Here is a 16,632-nt window from a genome sequence, read left to right as displayed (position 1 = left end):
GTGACAATTATCCAACAGTTGCCGCCCATGTTCCTTCCCTATTATAAACCTGACCCCTCGGGGTAGCAACACAAATAGAGGAATTGAAAATAGGTTTGTCATTACATATCAAAAGCCATCATAACAACCTTGAGCGAATTCGCGAAGAGGAGTATACTTAAAGAGTGAACGAAAAGGAGGGTGACCTATGATTACAATCAGCGACTCAGCTGCAGAACGTTTAAAAGAAATGCTTGCTGAACAGGAAACGCCCAATATGTTCCTTCGACTGGGTGTCACTGCCGGCGGTTGCAGTGGTTTTTCATATGCAATGGGCTTTGACGATAATGAAACGGAAGCAGACGTATATATGGATCTGCAGGATATGAAGGTCGTTGTCGAGAAGGACGATCTGAAATACCTGAACGGCCTGGAAATCGATTTTGAGGAATCCGGCATGACCGGCGGCTTCACCATCCACAATCCGAACGCGACCGTAACTTGCGGCTGCGGTTCGTCATTCCGTACGGCAACGGATGCGGGCAAACCGAACGAAGAGCCTTGCTAATAAGGACGCTCTAGAGGGTTAAGCCTAAGTCAACAGTTAAAGACCTCTCCCGACAATCTTTGTCGGAGAGGTCTTTTTTGCGCTATGGGAAACATTAGCTAGAGCCATTTGAACCCAAAAAGCAGCCAACTCCGTGTAAAGGGGAGGCTGCTTTTTTTTGGGTTCTACCTATCCGATCAAACCGGAAAGAAGAAGGTATCGTTCAGCATCAGCACAATCATGCCGGCGGCCACAAGCGAAAATACGATGCAGCCCGCTCCGAGTCCTCTGCGCTTATCCTTGATGAACTTGAAGCCCATAATAAAGATAAGAACGGTGATGGCGGCAAGGGCAACCGACATGCCGACAATGGCAATCCAGTACAATATTTCAAACAACGCTGCCAAGGTGACAAAGCCTCCTTTATGGGTATCCCTGGTGATGGATGTATTACGGACAAAGCTCTGTTCTTACTATACGATAGATCACATCATTTGCAAAGGGAGGCTGCCGTGAGGCCACAAGAACCCCAATTATTAGGCATACCATCACGGACAATCATCCAAGACAAAAAGCGGATAGGGGAATAGGATAACGTATGTCATGAATAAAAGGAGGCGAAAGCAGCATGGCGGGAAGACAACTGGCCAGCAAGTGGCTGAAGACGGAAGCGCTGCTGACCGATCCGCAGGTTGCTCCCTACATTCCGGCTACCCAGTCGTATGGAGGGGATACCCTGGTCTCAATGCTGGCCGAACACGAAATGGTCGTGATCAAGCCGATTATAGGAACCGGTGGTAACGGAGTCATCCGAATACAGAAGGACGGAACGGGATACTTGGTAACCCATAAGAGGCGTACTGTTCATGTAGATACATTGAATTCCCTGTTATACGTATTGAGCAGAATGAGACTGAGACGGCGCTATATGATACAGCAGGGTATTCATCTGGCTAAAATTCAGGGACGTCCGCTGGATTACCGTGTAAAGGTAGTCAAGGATCGAGGGAGATGGGTATTCCGGGCCATGCTTGGGCGGCTCGCGAGCCCAGGGCTTTTCGTGACGAATATTTGTAAAGGGGGGACGCTGCTTCGTTGTGGTCCTGCACTCCGGCTGTCACTGCCCCATATTAATGCAAAGGAAAAGCGCAATGAAATGCGCCACGTAACCAGACAGTGCATAGCGATACTGGAATCCCATTTTCCAGGGATCGGGGAATTGGGATTTGATTACGGATTAGACAACGAGGGCAAGATTTGGATTTTGGAGGTTAATACAAGACCAGGCTGAATTTTTGTTTAATAATCCCAAATGAAATCGTTTATATGATTTTTTAATAGGGTAATAAAAAAATAACCACAATCTACCGATATTATAATTGATCAATTTTTTTTATAGTAGATTTTCCCCATATCCTGTGTATAACATTTATCCCCATAATCCACTTTGATATGACCCTGTTTTTTACACTTACCAACAAATTATACACAGGATTTCCACAAGAGGTTGTGGATAAGCGAACAGTTGTTCCGTTTTAGCATGTCTGATATGATAGATTCAGGAAATTTGAGGAAGGGGTGTGAGAGGGATGGCTATGTTGACGGATGAGATGCTTCTCGATTCCTATCATATGGCTGTTGAGTTGAAGTTGGAGCGAGAGTTCATCACTCTACTGCTAGCCGAAATTCATAAACGGAACTTGGACACCGATTCCGGCAGCATCCTGCATTAATCAGATTTTTCGTATATAGAATAGATAAATTACGACATGATACGTATATAATGTGGGAGCTTTCAACCAAGTTCTACATATGGTTTGAAGAATAGAAAAGGTATCTTCGATTCCGGGGCGGCGCAACCCCTCGGAATGAAGATACCTTTTTTTCTGTGAATATAGATGTATATAAAGGTAAAATCCTCAATGACCTTACAATTTCATGTTACTGCTGTGGCCCGGAGCCAATCTGGCTTCAGGATCGAAGTAAACCTTGGCATTGTTCACGGCGGTAGGTGCTTCACCAAATCCAACAGCGATCAGTTTGACCTTGCCCGGATAGGTGGTGATATCGCCGGCTGCAAAAATACCCGGGATACTTGTTTCCATACGGGAATCCACCACAATGGAGTTGCTTTCGATGGCGATGCCCCATTCGGAGATCGGACCGAGGGAGGACACAAACCCGAAATTGACAATGACATTGTCCACTTCAATCTCTTGCGTCTCTTTGGTTTTAATATGCGAAAGCGTAACCTTCGTAATCGTGTCCTCACCGTGTAATTCAGTGATTTCGGTTGGCGTAACGATATTCACCTTCGATGCCATTAGCTGCTCAACGCTATGCTCATGGGCACGGAATTTGTCACGGCGGTGAACCAGTGTAACCTGCTCGGCGATCGGCTCGATCATGAGCGCCCAGTCTACCGCGGAGTCGCCGCCGCCGCTGATGAGAACCTTCTTACCTTTGAAGCGGCTGAGATCGTTGACGAAATAATGAAGGTTGGTCTTTTCGTATGCTTCTGCCCCTTCAATCTCCAGTCGACGAGGTTGGAACGCTCCTACACCAGCTGTAATGATAACCGCTTTGGCATGGTGTTCGCCCAGATTCGTTTTTACGACAAAATGACGTTCTTCGAGTTTTTCGACAGCCTGTACTTTCTCTTCAAGACGAATGTCCGTTTTAAAGAGCTCCATTTGGGCCGACAGATTGTTCACAAGCTCTTGAGCGGTTACTTTCGGAAAGCCTGCTACGTCATAAATATATTTCTCAGGATACAGCGCAGCCAATTGGCCTCCAAGCTGAGGCATGCTCTCGATAAGTTTTACCGAAGCTTGGCGCATTCCGCCGTAAAAAGCAGCAAACATACCTGCAGGTCCGCCACCGATAATCAAAAGATCCGTCATATTGCTGTCTTGTGGCATCGTTGTCATGCGGTAAGCACCTCCATAAAATGAGTTTATATTCGAATCAGACAGACGTTCTTGTCCGGATAAAGCTGATTCAAGAATTCCTTACCTATTATAATCGTCCCGAACCGGCATGAAAAGACGAGAATTGAGTTAAAATACCTAACAATGGAATGGATGCGCTTACTTAGCAAGTAAGGGGATAAATGGCGGAATCATTTGCACATTATATGGCAAAAAAATTCTTGATATTTGCATAGTTTATGCATATGATTAACGTGATAACTTGTGTTCATTACAGGGTAGTCCTATATATTGTCAGCTGGTGCAACAGTAAGGGAAACCTTAGTCTTGCAGCTATTTTTGAACCTTTAATGAACCATCAGGTCAAATGATGAAACGGGCTCTGATAAGGGCTCTTCTCTTTTTTTGGATGCAATTTCACAGAATGTTAACATGTGCACCATACTGTATATATAAAGAGTAAGCTGGAAGGAGCAATAGAATGAGCAGCATACCGAAGATCGTAATCCTTGGCGCGGGTTACGGGGGCATATTGACAGCGCAGCGGCTGCAAAAAGAGCTGAATTATAATGAGGCCGATGTTACATTGGTGAATCGCCATGATTATCATTATATTACAACGCATTTGCATATGCCGGCAGCAGGAACAGACAGCATTGAGAACACCCGGGTATCCATTTCCAAGTTGATAGACGAATTCAAAATCGACCTGGTCAAATCCTCGGTTCAGGAAATCCGCCTTCACGATAAGAAGGTTATTCTTGAAGATGGAACGTTATCCTATGATTATCTTGTCATTGGACTCGGCGGAGAGCCGGAAACCTTTGGCATTCCAGGTCTTGCAGAGCATGCGATGACAATCCGAAGCATCAACTCGGTACGATTGATTCGTGAGCATATTGAGTATCAATTCGCTTTATATAAAAATGAACGCAGACCGCAAGAGCGCATTAACTTTGTGGTTGGCGGCGCCGGATTCAGCGGCATCGAGTTTGTAGCCGAGCTGGCGGACCGCATTCCGAGACTGTGCAAGGAATATGACGTCGATCCGACGCTGGTGAATATCTATAATGTCGAAGCCGCCCCTGCCGCGCTGCCGGGGTTTGCACCGGAGCTGGTGGAGTACGCCATGAACGTTCTTGAGAAGAAAGGCGTTACCTTCAAGATGGGCATTGCGATCAAGGAATGCCTGCCAGGCGGAGTCATTCTGAACAATGGCGAAGAGATCCGGGCGGCAACGGTGGTATGGACCGGCGGCATCCGCGGGAACCGTCTGGTGGAAGCAGCCGGTTTCGAAACGATGAGAGGCCGCGTCAAGGTTGATGAATATTTGCGTGCTCCCGGATACGAGAACATTTATATTATCGGCGATAACTCCCTCATTTTTAATGAGGAAGGCAGACCTTATCCGCCGACCGCCCAAATGGCGATGCAGCAGGGCGTGTGCTGCGCCCAAAATATCGTTGCGGCGATTCGGGACAAGTCGATGCGCAAATTCGAGTTCCATAATAAAGGCACGGTTGCTTCCCTCGGCCGGGGCGAAGGCATTGCGGTTGTCGGGGATAAGAAATATCAGGGATGGAAAGCGGCTCAGCTGAAAAAGTTGGTTGATCTGCGCTACCTCTTCATTATTGGAGGAATTCCGCTCGTCCTGAAAAAAGGTAGGTTTCTATAAATGAGACACTGCAGCGTTCAAGTACGGGGGCTGCTCACGAGAGATGAGCTGGATCGCTATAATGCGCTGATGGAGGTCGGCTCCTATCTGGAGTCGCAAGAGAAGTACGATCTGGCCTATACCATTCAGCAGGAAGTCGACATTCTCATTCTTCCTGCTATTGAGCGGCTCAAGGATAAAGGACGTGCCCGGGACCGGGCGACGGCTGAATATCTTGAAACCTTGCGTAAGCAAGAGCAAGATGAGGACGACAGTGAGTAATAGAAGAAGGGATGCTCTCATGATGAGAGCATCCCTTTTTGTGTGCATGCTTTTTATGTGCAGAAGGAATTATACCTTCATTAAATCTGTAAATGAAGCCTGATCGAGCAGGTTGCCAACATAGAAAGGACCAAACTCGCCGAAACGCGCACTGACTTCGTCAAATCTCATTTCGTACACGAGTTTCTTGAACTGAAGAGCGTCGTCGCTGAACAGGGTTACGCCCCATTCCCAGTCGTCGAATCCAACGGAACCGGTGATGATCTGTTTCACCTTGCCGGCATAACCGCGGCCGATCATCCCATGGCTCTTCATCATCGATTTGCGTTCATCCATGCTCAGCATGTACCAGTTGTCCGACAAATCCCGCTTTTTGTTCATCGGATAGAAGCAGATATGCTTCGATTTTGGCAGAGCCGGCTTTAGACGGGCAATGACATGCGGATTCTGCATCGGATCCTCATCGGAGGAGCCGGCCAGGTAGTTGCTCAGCTCGACAATGCTTACATAAGAATAAGCCTTGGTGGTGAACTGGGCGAACGTTGTTTTGTTAAAGGCATTCTCGATCGCGTTCAGCTCTTCCAGCGTCTCGCGCAAAAGCATGAATACGAAATCGGCTTTTTGACCGACGATGGTATATACAGCGGTGCTGCCCTGCTGGGCAGCTTCGACGGCATCCCATTCCTCGAGGAACGCATTCAGCTCGTCCAGCGCAAAAGCACGTACTTCTTCATCTGCAGCTTTCCAGGCCGGCCAATTGATGGTGCGGAAATCATGCAGCGCATACCAGCCCTCAAGCGTCATTGCAGCTTCGTTCATGTGATCACTCCTAAACGTTATGTTCGTTATAATTGAAGCGGATGACCGCTTGCATTAACTTCCTATATTGTACTGTAAGCGCAGTCGGAAGGGCAAACGCCGACACAATGTATTCACGATTGTTCGTTGATCTGTGACATTATTTTTAGTAAACTAGCTATTAGCTAAAGCTTGGTGTGCTGTTTCTTGCTGCAATAAAGTAGAATAGCTGCTACGCGTAGGTGATAAAGAAGAGGTGAAAACAGCGATCATGCTTCAATTTATTCCTGTGCTCGTGCTGATGATTTTGTTTTTTGTCATGATGTTCGGTATCGGTTTTATCCTAAATATGTTGATGAAGACGACCTGGTTTCCTTGCTTTCTGTTCGTGATTGTCATTTTGCCGGTCGTTGTATACAGCTTGTGGGATCGGGGCCAAATGTCGTTCTGGACTCACGTCGGATCATTCCAACTGGTGGATTACTTAACGGGAGTTGCAGGTCTGATTGGTGCCTACATGAGCGGATGGACCATTAAGACATTGCGTATTAAAGGCTTTAGAATGTTTTAACGCGCTAGGCGCAAATTGAATGTAGTGTTGATGGCGGCTCTGCAATACCTGGGGGCCGTCATTTATTATTTGTGGAAGCATGCAAATGGCGGGCGCACGAATTCCAGAATTTTTGATGCGAAAGAACCGACTTCGAAACGACGGATTTATGATAGAATAGAGGAAGTCTATTTTTGGGCGACAGGGGGAGCATAAACGATGCGCATGACTAATTTTTTACATTTTACCGAGAACCACCGTTACTGCGTATACCGTGACTTCTGCTTAAGCGGCCTGGATGACAAAATGCTTGGTTCGATTTATCAACCGATGGTTGGCGCGTTTGCTGTCAGTCTGTACCGTCTTCTCGTATCGCATGTGCCGGTGGAGAAGGTGGGTTACTCGGCCATTGAACAGCAGCGTAGATTGTTTTTGACATTAGGGCTTGAGCCTAGTGAAAAAGGACGCCGCTTTCTCATTGAGCAAACTTCCAAGCTGGAAGCGGTAGGTTTACTACAGACAAGCCGGATGTTTGTCCCGGAGACGGATGACCATATCTATGAATATGAGCTGCAAGCACCGCTCAGTCCAGCGGAGTTCTTTAACACCCAGCATCTGACGCTGCTGCTTCGCGACAAGGTGGGGAAATTCGCCGTTCTGTCGTTAAGAGAAGAGCTTTGGAGCAAGGAACCCCTTGAATGGTCCGGTATTTCCTTCAACAAGGAGAACATTTCGGTTCCCTTTTATGATATTTTTGAGCTGAACACGCATGTCATTGATTATGAACTGGAGCAAGCGTTGGAAGAGGTCGCGGTGTCACGGAAGTCCATGGTGCCGCCAAATCCGCAAGGTGAAGGTCTGAACTATGCGGATATTATTCTCCGTTTCCCGCGTGAATCCCGCAATCGGGTCTTTGTGGAGCGTCTTCGCTACGACCATGAGCAGATGGGCATTGTGAATTACGTGGTGCGCAAATACGATCTCAGCACGCAGGATTTGTGCCGCCTGCTGGATGAGGACGGCATCTTTACCGAGCATGGCGAGGTCGTGCTGGATGATCTTCAGCACAAGGCCAGTCTTCACTTTAGGCAGGGAATGAAGATGCAGGAGAAGCGGCAGATTACGGCGGGCAAAGTCGTTGCCTTGCATCAGGAGATGACGGCCGATCCGGAAGAGCCGGCACAGGAGCATGCGGTAGAGATGGAATATTATGTAGAGGTTCCTGCTCAGTTCCAATCGAAATGCGATATTCACCAATATAATATGATGCTTCGCAACGAGCCTTATACCCGGCTGCTGCAGACCTTCTTCCCGGGCTCGGTTCCCGCGCAGTTTTTGGACATCTTCGAAAAGATCGACTTGAGCTACAAGCTGCCGGGTGAAGTCATCAACGTGCTCATTCATTATTTAATGTCACTCATGGCCGCAGGCGGCGAGCAGCGCATCAACCGTAATTTCGTGGAGGCCATTGCTTCCAATATGCTGCTGAAGCAGGTGAACAGCTATGAGAAAGCTGTTCAGTATATACGTGATCAAGCCAAGATGAAAGGCAAGCAGAAGGCAACCACACAACGTACGCGTACATACGCTAAAGGCGGAAAGGTGAAGCCGGAAATTCCTGTAGCTCTGGAGACCGATCAGGCGGAGGCCGTATCGGATGAGGAATTCGAGGAAATGATGCGATTTGCGGCAGAAATGCAGGCTGGCAACAAGAAGGGCGGATAAAGAAATTCTGCTGTAGAGAGGAGGGAACAAGAGATGGAGTCCCTTGGTGAACTGCTGGAAAGCATGAAAAGTCCTGCGCTCCGGCGCAGAACCGAGCAGATTACGGAGGATTTGCTCAGGAATCCTCTGATTCAAGCATTGCGGAGCGAATACCCGGAGATCGATGATCGGGTTATACGTTTGAATTTAAGCAAACTGTATCAATATGCTGGAGATCAGGCCCATTGCAAGGCGTGTCCGGGTCTGGACCGGTGTCCGAATGATTTCCAGGGACATTTCAGCAAGCTGGATATCCAGCGGATGAACGGAACCGTGGAGATCTATGAGCGAAAGGCGCCGTGTTCCCTGCAGATGGCTAAAACCAATGAGGATCAGATCAAAAAACGGATTCGCAGCTTTTATGTCGATGAGCATGCCTTGAACGAAGGTTATGATAATATGGAGATTATGGCGAAGGATCGCTTGCGTGCACCTGCGGTCCACCAGGTCTTTAAGTACATCCGGGATACGAAGGAGAATGGCTTGTCCCCGCGCGGCTTGTATCTCACCGGTTCGTTTGGTACGGGTAAGACCTACCTGATGGGCTACCTGATGCATGAGCTCGCGAAAGTGGGCCATTCGGGCGTTATCGTGTATATGCCCGATTTCGTGGAAGATCTGAAGACCATGATGCAGGACGGCCAGAAGCTGAAGGACATGGTGGAGACGATGAAGCATTGCGATCTGCTGATCTTTGACGATATCGGAGCGGAGAATTTGAATCCGTGGGTTCGGGATCATGTCCTCGGTTCCATCCTGAATTTCCGGATGAACCGGCTGCCGACTTTCTATACGTCGAACTATCCGCTCGACGGGCTTGAACAGCATCTCAGCTTCACGAGCAAGGATGGCGAGGAGCTTCACAAAGGGCAGCGGTTGATGAACCGGATTGCGCCTTTTGTGGATGTCGTTCATTTATTTGGCGAGAACCAGAGAGGGAAATTCTAGCATGGCAAGCAAACTTCCTATGGACAAACTTCCCTAAATTGTAAAAAGTCTGATCCCGTTAGCGTATGGAACGCGGCAGGATCAGACTTTTTATTTGTGCACAAGGAGTCATCAAGTATTAGCCGACCAAGAACTTGATAATGACGAATCCGAAAAAGATGATGGTCATGAAACCGAACATCCCCACGAAGCCCATCATCAAATCGCCAAAGTCATTGCGTGGTTCTTCATTGATGTGCTCCCGTGGATCGTTAACGCGTACGTTTACATCCATGGTGCTTGCCTCCTCAAAAGGTGAACATGCCGTGCCAACACGAAAAACTTGACAGTCACCCGACTTGTTACTAGTAGTATACCCAATGCGCAAATCATTTGTAAAGATTGCATAAAAATCCCGTGAAATCCTCTTTCTTTAGGTGAGTATATTTCACTTTTTCCGGCCGATTGTGGTATACTAAATTCGTCGACCCATTCGACAGTTATGATTCGCACTATACCTGATCTTATCCTGTGAGGAGGAGAATACAATGGCTATCGTCAATGTTACCGACCAAACCTTCGTGAATGAAGTTGAAGGTCAAGGAACGGTTGTAGTTGATTTTTGGGCGCCGTGGTGCGGCCCTTGTAAAATGCTTGCTCCGATTCTGGACGAATTGTCTTCAGAACTCGGCGATGATGTAAAAATTGCTAAGGTGAACGTGGATGAGAATCCGGAATCCGCAGCACGTTTCGGCGTGATGAGCATTCCGACCATGATTTTCTTTAAAGACGGCCAGCCTGTCGATAAAGTGGTAGGTCTGAACTCCAAAGAAGCCTTGAAGGGCATCATTGCAAAACATCAATAAGCAGAATTGTCCATAGATACAATCTGCTTTCATACAGCGCCTTCGGTTAAACCCGGAGGCGCTTTGTGTGGTTATTCATAATGGTTTACATTTAGGGTTAATACTATATAATCTCCTTGGAGAGGAGGAACAGCATGGACGATTATGCCAAACAGCTGCAGGAGCAGGAGAAGTCGCTGGAGAATATCCGCCACAAGCTGGCATTGCTGCCGGACCAGCCCGGCTGTTACTTGATGAAGAATCATGAAGGCACGATTATTTATGTGGGCAAGGCCAAAGTGCTGAAGAACCGGGTACGCTCTTATTTTACCGGAAGCCATAACGGGAAGACCCAGATGCTGGTTTCGGAAATTCGCGATTTTGAATACATTGTGACCGGCAGCAACATGGAAGCCTTGATTCTGGAATGCAACCTCATCAAAACCCATCAGCCAAGATTCAACGTGCTGCTGAAGGATGATAAAACCTATCCGTATCTTAAAATAACGAATGAAGAGCATCCCCGTCTGGAAGTGACCAGAAGGGTGCTTAAAGATAAAGCCAAATACTTTGGCCCCTACCCGAATGCTTATGCGGCACAGCAGACCAAAAAGCTGCTGGACCGGATGTACCCTTTGCGCAAATGCGGCGTCATGCCAAAAGAAGTGTGCTTGTATTATCATATGGGCCAATGCTTGGCTCCATGTGTGAAGGAAATTCCGAAGTCTGCTTATGAACAGATCACCGGGGAGATTACGTCATTCCTGAGCGGCGGGCATGAAGAGATCAAGAAGGAACTGCAGCGCAAGATGCAGGAGGCCGCGGAGGATTTGTATTTCGAGCGTGCCAAAGAACTGCGGGATCAGATCATCCATATCGATACGCTAATGGAGAAGCAGAAGATTACAACAACGGATACGCGGGACCGCGACGTATTCGGTTACGCTGTGGATAAAGGCTGGATGTGCGTTCAGATTCTGTACATGCGCCAAGGGAAAATGGTGCAGCGCAACAAGTCTGTTTTTCCGTTCTACGGCGATGCGCACAGCGACTTTATGTCTTTTATTGCCCAGTATTACAGTGATAATCCTGCATTGCCGCAGGAAATTCTGCTGCCTGAGCCTCTGTTGATAGACGAGGCTGATCCAGAGTCGGTTGCGGGAACGGCTGCGGATGAAGGTGGACGAAACGCCGAGGCAGCCGTGGTTACGGCGAATCCGCTTTCCGCAGGGACATCCGATGAACAGCAGGCAGCCCTTGCCGAGGCACAGGAGAAGCAGGCGGAAGCTGCTGGCATCGTGGATGCAGCCGGAGGGGCTGCCGCCCTGCAGGAATGGCTCGGCGTGAAGGTGCATGTCCCGCAGCGCGGCTTGAAGAAACAGATGGTGGGCATGGCATTGGATAATGCGAAGGTGTCCTTAGACGAGAAATTCCGCTTGATTGAGCGCGATGAAGAACGCACCTCGGTCGCAGCGGCAAATCTGGGCGAAGTGATCGGCCTCCAGTCGCTGAACCGGATCGAGGCATTTGATAACTCGAATATTCAGGGGACCAATCCGGTATCGGCCATGGTCGTCTTTACCAATGGGAAACCGGACAGGAAGGAATACCGCAAGTACAAGATCCGTACCGTGCTGGGACCCGACGATTATGATACGATGCGTGAAGTGATCCGGCGGCGGTACGAGCGCGTCTTGAAGGAGAACTTGCCGCTTCCCGATCTGATTGTGGTCGATGGAGGGAAGGGACAGATTTCCGCCGCCATCGATGTACTGGAGAATGAGCTGGGGTTGTTTATCCCGGTCTGCGGGCTTGTGAAGGATGCCAAGCATAAAACAGCGCAGCTCATGGTTGGAGACCCGCCGGAGCCGGTTACGCTGCCCCGGGACAGCCAGGAGTTCTATTTGCTGCAGCGCATTCAGGATGAGGTTCACCGTTTTGCGATTTCCTTCCACCGCGAACAGCGCGGCAAATCGATGGTATCCTCTAAGCTGGATTCCATCCCGGGCATTGGAGAGAAGCGCCGCAAGCTCCTGTTGAAGCATTTTGGCTCGGTCAAAAAAATAAAAGAGGCTTCAGTCGAAGACTTCAAGCCCCTTTCAATCGGTGAGAAATTAGCAACGGAAATTCTTAAGGTACTTCGTGAGGAGGAGTCGTGACATACGGCTTCTCTTTTTTTGTTGGATTGAAACGGTAAATCGCATACGCAATCATCGCCGGAAGTACCATGTAGAAAGCACCGATCAGCAAGTTGCTGGTGTCCTTGAGCAGGATCAGGCTAATGCCCATCAAGATGCTGTTAAAGATGACATGGGAGAACATGGCCGCCAAATACCCGTATTTCAAAAAGATGTAGCTGAACAGCAAGCCGATGATAACCAGTTCAATGGGCCGGGAAATTACAGGGTATATCGGATAGAGCGTATGCCCAAGCGCCCAGACGAGCGAGGTAATCAAACTGGCCACAAACGTATTGCGGACGATCTTTTTCACCATTTTGATACCGAACAGTCGATAGACGGCCTCCTCGGATATGCCGGCCAGCCAAGCCATCAGTGGAAACAGCCAAGGATAGAGCATGTTATAAGGCGACTGTGTGGCATCCGTGGTGGACCATGTATTTAAGGTTAGGCCCAGAACGACAAAGATAATGGATTGGACCCCGAGCAGGATGAAAGCCCACATATACCCCAGCTTCATGCTGTCCAGTACATACTGTCCGTATCCGGGTTCTTTGGCTCGAGGCCATGGATTGAGTCCGTCTTCTTTTTGCCATAGCCCGTTGCCCCCGACAAGGGAGAAATAGAGCAGCGCGGAGAAGATAAGCGAATAGACCGCATAAAAAATCATCATTCCGATTATACCGGTTTGCGACATCCCCTCGGATTGGAAAACGGGAATCAGATTATACGTATTCAGCATCTGAATGATAAACAGCAGCGCCGATAGGAACAGGCCGCGCTTAAACGACGTATAGGCTCTGGTCTTCACGCTGTATACAATCGCAAGAATGCCAAGGATGAGGGTGAACAGGCCATACCCTGCAAGCGTCAGCAGCGTTGCATCCTGTGTCTGCTTGTTGACATAGGCGGAATGGGCGGCCGGGACTGAAAAGGATGGCTCATAGGAGCGTAATTTCCCCTGTTCGAAGGTGAAACGGTGCTCCAATCTGGAATCGCCAATCTTGGATTCCGGGTCCACATACCGGAGCCGGGGTTCCCCTTCCCGCGTAACCAGCTCCAGTTGCGACGGATCATAGCCCGCTCGCTGGAGCCAAGGCTCTGCGAGAGCTTGCTTCTCGGCAAATGACATGCCGTCCTCGACGACAAGCAGCATCTGCCTTTGTACATCGCCCTTGTTCAGCTCAATCCGTTCATAGCTGGAGCGGGCGAAATCGTACGAGAAGCCGACGATGCCTGAATTTTGCATGTGCACGTCCACATTGAGGGCATCGCCTCCCGGTTCGCTGAAGCGAACGCGGTATACGTCATAGGGATATTTGGCTTCATAGGTTTTGTTGTATTCCGAAAGTTTCTTTTCCTTCGCCAGATATCCGTAAAGTTCCGATTTGGATTGATATGTAACCAATGCGTCATCCGTTTTTGCAGCCGTAAACTGCAAAAACTCCTGAGCAAAGCTTGAAGCCGCTTGCCGAGCCTGCTCCTTGGATATGATATTCGGAGTTGCCATCTCGGTCGAATCCGGATTCGTCGACGGAAACACCTGAAATAATAGGAACAGAATCAGGCCGACTGCGGCAGGCGCGATGAGCTGTTTCAGATTGGGCTTCAGCTTCAAGGCCTCTCTTGCACGATTCATGAAATTCCTCCTCTAAGAAAGTTGATACTCCCACTGGTATTCGATATGCCTGATTAAGAACGCATAGAGTCAATATAACATAGTTATGAAAGTCATTAGCAGCTTATCCCAATATCCGGAATAATGAAATAAATCGATGAAAATGAATGAAAAGTTTCGAAAACGTTAGAGAACCCTATGCTTGTATTCTTGAATATGCCCAATTCGCGTTCTTTTAAAGATTTTTTGGGTGAAAAACGGCATTGGGTTACGTACCGGATTGCGTTATAATCACATCATGCTTTAAGGAACCGAATATTCCAGCCGAATTTCGTACTGAAAATGGGGGAACCATGTAATTGGGGTGAATTTCATTATTCCTAGAATAATGAATAGGGCGACCTGTGGAAATGCCCGAATCCGTCAGCTAACCTCGTAGGCTGCAGCACAGGAACCAGACCGTAAGGGCACTGCGTTTTCCAGTGTCTTTTTTTCTTGATTTTTTTAAGAAGGTGACCGATTGAACTCTAAATTTAACTGGCTCAGGCTGTCTCCGCCGCAGATTCTCGTGCTTGGGTTTGCAGCTATTATCTTCATCGGGACGGCGCTGCTAATGCTGCCGATTTCCACAAGTACGGGTGAACCGCTTGAGTTTATCGATGCCTTGTTCACTTCGACATCGGCAACTTGCGTAACGGGGCTGGTTGTGGTGGATACAGGAACGACATTCAGTTCCTTCGGAGAAGTCGTGATCATGCTGCTGATCCAGATCGGCGGGCTCGGCTTCATGACGATGGCCACTTTATTTGCCTTGGCTCTCAAAAGGCGCATATCGCTCAAGGATCGTCTCATTTTGCAGGAAGCGATGAATCAGTCCTCGATGGAAGGAATCGTAAGGCTGATTCGCAGAGTGCTGTTGTACTCCCTCATCATCGAGGCCTGCGGCGCTGTCATTCTATCGATTCGTTGGGCGTTCGATATGCCGCTTGGCCAGGCGATTTATTACGGTGTCTTTCATGCGGTCACGATGTTTAACAACGCCGGTTTCGATTTGTTTGGTGATTTTCGGAGTTTGACCGGGTATGTCTACGATCCTGTAGTCAACGTTGTCGTGATGTTTTTGATTGTCTCAGGCGGCATTGGATTTATCGTCCTATCCGATCTGATTGATTTCCGGAAACAGATGAGACTTTCCTTGCACTCCAAAGTGGTGCTCACCATGACGGCTACCTTGCTGCTGGTTGGATTTATCGTCATTCTTATATTCGAATTCACCAATCCGAGGACGCTCGGCTCCCTGAATTGGGGCGGAAAATTCTTCGGCGCGTTATTCCAATCCGTAACGCCGCGTACAGCCGGCGCGAATACTATAGATATTACGGGGCTTAGACAGGCCACGCAATTTTTTATCGTGATTCTGATGTTTATCGGAGCATCCCCAGGGTCAACCGGGGGCGGTATCAAAACCACAACCTTCACCATTATGGTGGGGGCGGTCATCGCCATGATGCGCGGGCGTGAAGACATCGTCATGTTCCGGTATCGCCTGGCCCAGGAGCGGGTGCTGAAGGCACTGACCATTGCATTACTGGCCCTGCTGCTCGTTCTAGCCGTATCGATGATTCTGTCAACGACAGAGGAAGGGGACTTCCTGGAGATCCTCTTCGAAACGACGTCCGCCTTCGGTACGGTGGGTCTCTCCATGGGCTTAACGCCTGATCTGACGGTGTTTGGGAAGGTATTGATCAGCATTACGATGTTTGCAGGGCGATTGGGGCCTTTGACGCTTGCTTATGCACTGGGGCCGAAAAAGGGTAAAGAATTATATCGTCATCCGGAAGGCAAAATGATTATTGGATAAGGAGTACAGGAGAGACATGAAACCAAAGCAATTTGCAATCATCGGTTTGGGACGATTTGGCGCCAGCCTGGCGCTTGAGCTGATGGAACAGGGATATGAGGTGCTCGGCATCGACCGCAATGAAGAGGTCGTCGAGGATATGAGCGAGCTGCTGACGCACACGGTGGTGGCGGATGCTACGGATGAAGAGGTGCTTAAATCGCTTGGTATCCGTAACTTCGACTGCGGGATTGTTGCGATCGGAAACGATATTCAGATGAGTATCTTATCTGCCATCTTGTTGAAAGAGCTTGGTGTTGCCATGGTCGTTGCCAAGGCAATTTCGGTGCTGCACGGCCGGGCACTGGAGAAGCTGGGCGTGGACCGGGTGATCTTTCCGGAACGGGATATGGGGATTCGGGTAGCCCATCAGCTTGTCACGCCCAACCTGCTCGACTATATCGAATTATCCAAGGACTATCTGATTGTGGAGATGACGGTCACGGACTGCATGGACGGAAAAACGCTTAGTGAGCTCAATACGAGGGTTCGCTACGGTGTCAGCGTGGTGGCCCTGAATAAACAATCCGGCATTATCGTAGCCCCGACAGCCATGGATGTGGTGAACTCCGGCGACATTATGGTGGTTATCGGGTCCAATGATAATGTGGATCGCTTTGAGTCTGAGGTCGTGAATATGCTGGAAAAATGAATATAG

At 48.7% G+C, this 16,632-nt stretch carries 17 protein-coding genes and 1 riboswitch; of the genes, 12 read left to right on the top strand and 5 right to left on the bottom strand.

All coding sequences use genetic code 11. The annotated features are described in order from the left end of the window. Positions 1 to 187: 187 nt before the first annotated feature. The gene (locus tag PAEVO_RS20740; protein WP_076324840.1) at positions 188 to 547 is read left to right on the top strand and encodes a HesB/IscA family protein; all 360 of its coding nucleotides are present in this window, start codon (positions 188 to 190) and stop codon (positions 545 to 547) included. Between the two features lie 176 nt (positions 548 to 723). Here the strand turns inward: PAEVO_RS20740 and PAEVO_RS20735 are convergent, their stop codons facing one another. Beyond that, entirely contained in the window at positions 724 to 933 is a 210-nt protein-coding gene (locus tag PAEVO_RS20735) for a hypothetical protein (RefSeq protein WP_100539229.1), read from the bottom strand. Between the two features lie 221 nt (positions 934 to 1,154). On the opposite strand from PAEVO_RS20735, the gene PAEVO_RS20730 reads away from it, so the two are divergent. Together PAEVO_RS20730 and sda are read left to right on the top strand one after the other, a co-directional pair. Further along, on the top strand, positions 1,155 to 1,817 hold the full coding sequence (locus PAEVO_RS20730; protein WP_100539228.1) for a YheC/YheD family protein: 663 nt from the start codon (positions 1,155 to 1,157) through the stop codon (positions 1,815 to 1,817). Positions 1,818 to 2,115: 298 nt separating this feature from the next. Beyond that, complete coding sequence (gene sda / locus PAEVO_RS20725; RefSeq protein WP_006212600.1) at positions 2,116 to 2,259, top strand: sporulation histidine kinase inhibitor Sda; 144 nt, start codon at positions 2,116 to 2,118, stop codon at positions 2,257 to 2,259. 195 nt (positions 2,260 to 2,454) lie between these two features. Here sda and PAEVO_RS20720 read toward each other — a convergent pair whose 3' ends face one another. Continuing rightward, complete coding sequence (locus PAEVO_RS20720; protein ID WP_100539227.1) at positions 2,455 to 3,456, bottom strand: NAD(P)/FAD-dependent oxidoreductase; 1,002 nt, start codon at positions 3,454 to 3,456, stop codon at positions 2,455 to 2,457. A gap of 481 nt (positions 3,457 to 3,937) precedes the next feature. On the opposite strand from PAEVO_RS20720, the gene PAEVO_RS20715 reads away from it, so the two are divergent. Together PAEVO_RS20715 and PAEVO_RS20710 are read left to right on the top strand one after the other, a co-directional pair. After that, positions 3,938 to 5,131: an NAD(P)/FAD-dependent oxidoreductase gene (locus tag PAEVO_RS20715; RefSeq protein ID WP_100539226.1), complete on the top strand. Its 1,194-nt coding sequence runs from the start codon at positions 3,938 to 3,940 to the stop codon at positions 5,129 to 5,131. Beyond that, on the top strand, positions 5,132 to 5,392 hold the full coding sequence (locus PAEVO_RS20710) for a hypothetical protein (RefSeq protein ID WP_100539225.1): 261 nt from the start codon (positions 5,132 to 5,134) through the stop codon (positions 5,390 to 5,392). Positions 5,393 to 5,461: 69 nt separating this feature from the next. On the opposite strand, the gene hemQ is transcribed toward PAEVO_RS20710, so the two are convergent. After that, positions 5,462 to 6,211 carry a hydrogen peroxide-dependent heme synthase gene (gene hemQ, locus PAEVO_RS20705; protein ID WP_100539224.1) on the bottom strand — a complete coding sequence of 250 codons (750 nt, stop codon included), beginning with the start codon at positions 6,209 to 6,211 and terminating at the stop codon, positions 5,462 to 5,464. Between the two features lie 250 nt (positions 6,212 to 6,461). Here hemQ and PAEVO_RS20700 point away from each other — a divergent pair, with 250 nt between their 5' ends. From PAEVO_RS20700 to dnaI, 3 genes are all read left to right on the top strand, one after another. Next, positions 6,462 to 6,761 (top strand): YuiB family protein, encoded by a 300-nt coding sequence (locus PAEVO_RS20700; RefSeq protein WP_015737411.1) that lies wholly within the window; start codon positions 6,462 to 6,464, stop codon positions 6,759 to 6,761. A gap of 198 nt (positions 6,762 to 6,959) precedes the next feature. Next, positions 6,960 to 8,465 (top strand): replication initiation and membrane attachment family protein, encoded by a 1,506-nt coding sequence (locus PAEVO_RS20695; protein WP_100539223.1) that lies wholly within the window; start codon positions 6,960 to 6,962, stop codon positions 8,463 to 8,465. Positions 8,466 to 8,498: 33 nt separating this feature from the next. Then, on the top strand, positions 8,499 to 9,452 hold the full coding sequence (gene dnaI, locus PAEVO_RS20690; RefSeq protein ID WP_100539222.1) for a primosomal protein DnaI: 954 nt from the start codon (positions 8,499 to 8,501) through the stop codon (positions 9,450 to 9,452). A gap of 118 nt (positions 9,453 to 9,570) precedes the next feature. Here dnaI and PAEVO_RS20685 read toward each other — a convergent pair whose 3' ends face one another. Next, positions 9,571 to 9,726: a hypothetical protein gene (locus tag PAEVO_RS20685; protein ID WP_006212594.1), complete on the bottom strand. Its 156-nt coding sequence runs from the start codon at positions 9,724 to 9,726 to the stop codon at positions 9,571 to 9,573. Between the two features lie 253 nt (positions 9,727 to 9,979). Between PAEVO_RS20685 and trxA the strand changes: the two genes are divergently transcribed. Both trxA and uvrC read left to right on the top strand, forming a co-directional pair. Then, positions 9,980 to 10,297, top strand: coding sequence for a thioredoxin (trxA, locus tag PAEVO_RS20680; protein ID WP_009592891.1), 318 nt, complete (start codon positions 9,980 to 9,982; stop codon positions 10,295 to 10,297). Between the two features lie 134 nt (positions 10,298 to 10,431). Beyond that, a complete protein-coding gene (gene uvrC / locus PAEVO_RS20675) occupies positions 10,432 to 12,435 on the top strand; it encodes an excinuclease ABC subunit UvrC (RefSeq protein ID WP_100539221.1) in 2,004 nt (667 codons plus the stop codon). Here uvrC and PAEVO_RS20670 read toward each other — a convergent pair. Then, complete coding sequence (locus tag PAEVO_RS20670) at positions 12,407 to 14,095, bottom strand: CPBP family intramembrane glutamic endopeptidase (RefSeq protein WP_100539220.1); 1,689 nt, start codon at positions 14,093 to 14,095, stop codon at positions 12,407 to 12,409. The genes uvrC and PAEVO_RS20670 overlap by 29 nt on opposite strands. A 291-nt stretch (positions 14,096 to 14,386) precedes the next feature. After that, a riboswitch (cyclic di-AMP (ydaO/yuaA leader) is annotated at positions 14,387 to 14,531 on the top strand. A 63-nt stretch (positions 14,532 to 14,594) separates the two neighbouring features. Here PAEVO_RS20670 and PAEVO_RS20665 point away from each other — a divergent pair. Together PAEVO_RS20665 and PAEVO_RS20660 are read left to right on the top strand one after the other, a co-directional pair. Then, positions 14,595 to 15,935 (top strand): TrkH family potassium uptake protein, encoded by a 1,341-nt coding sequence (locus tag PAEVO_RS20665; RefSeq protein WP_100539219.1) that lies wholly within the window; start codon positions 14,595 to 14,597, stop codon positions 15,933 to 15,935. Between the two features lie 16 nt (positions 15,936 to 15,951). Next, entirely contained in the window at positions 15,952 to 16,626 is a 675-nt protein-coding gene (locus PAEVO_RS20660; protein ID WP_009592874.1) for a potassium channel family protein, read from the top strand. Positions 16,627 to 16,632: the final 6 nt, after the last annotated feature.

Source organism: Paenibacillus sp. GM2FR, assembly GCF_002803325.1.
In the GTDB taxonomy this organism is placed as follows: domain Bacteria; phylum Bacillota; class Bacilli; order Paenibacillales; family Paenibacillaceae; genus Paenibacillus_AQ; species Paenibacillus_AQ lautus.
This window is presented reverse-complemented; position numbering and strand designations above follow the sequence as displayed.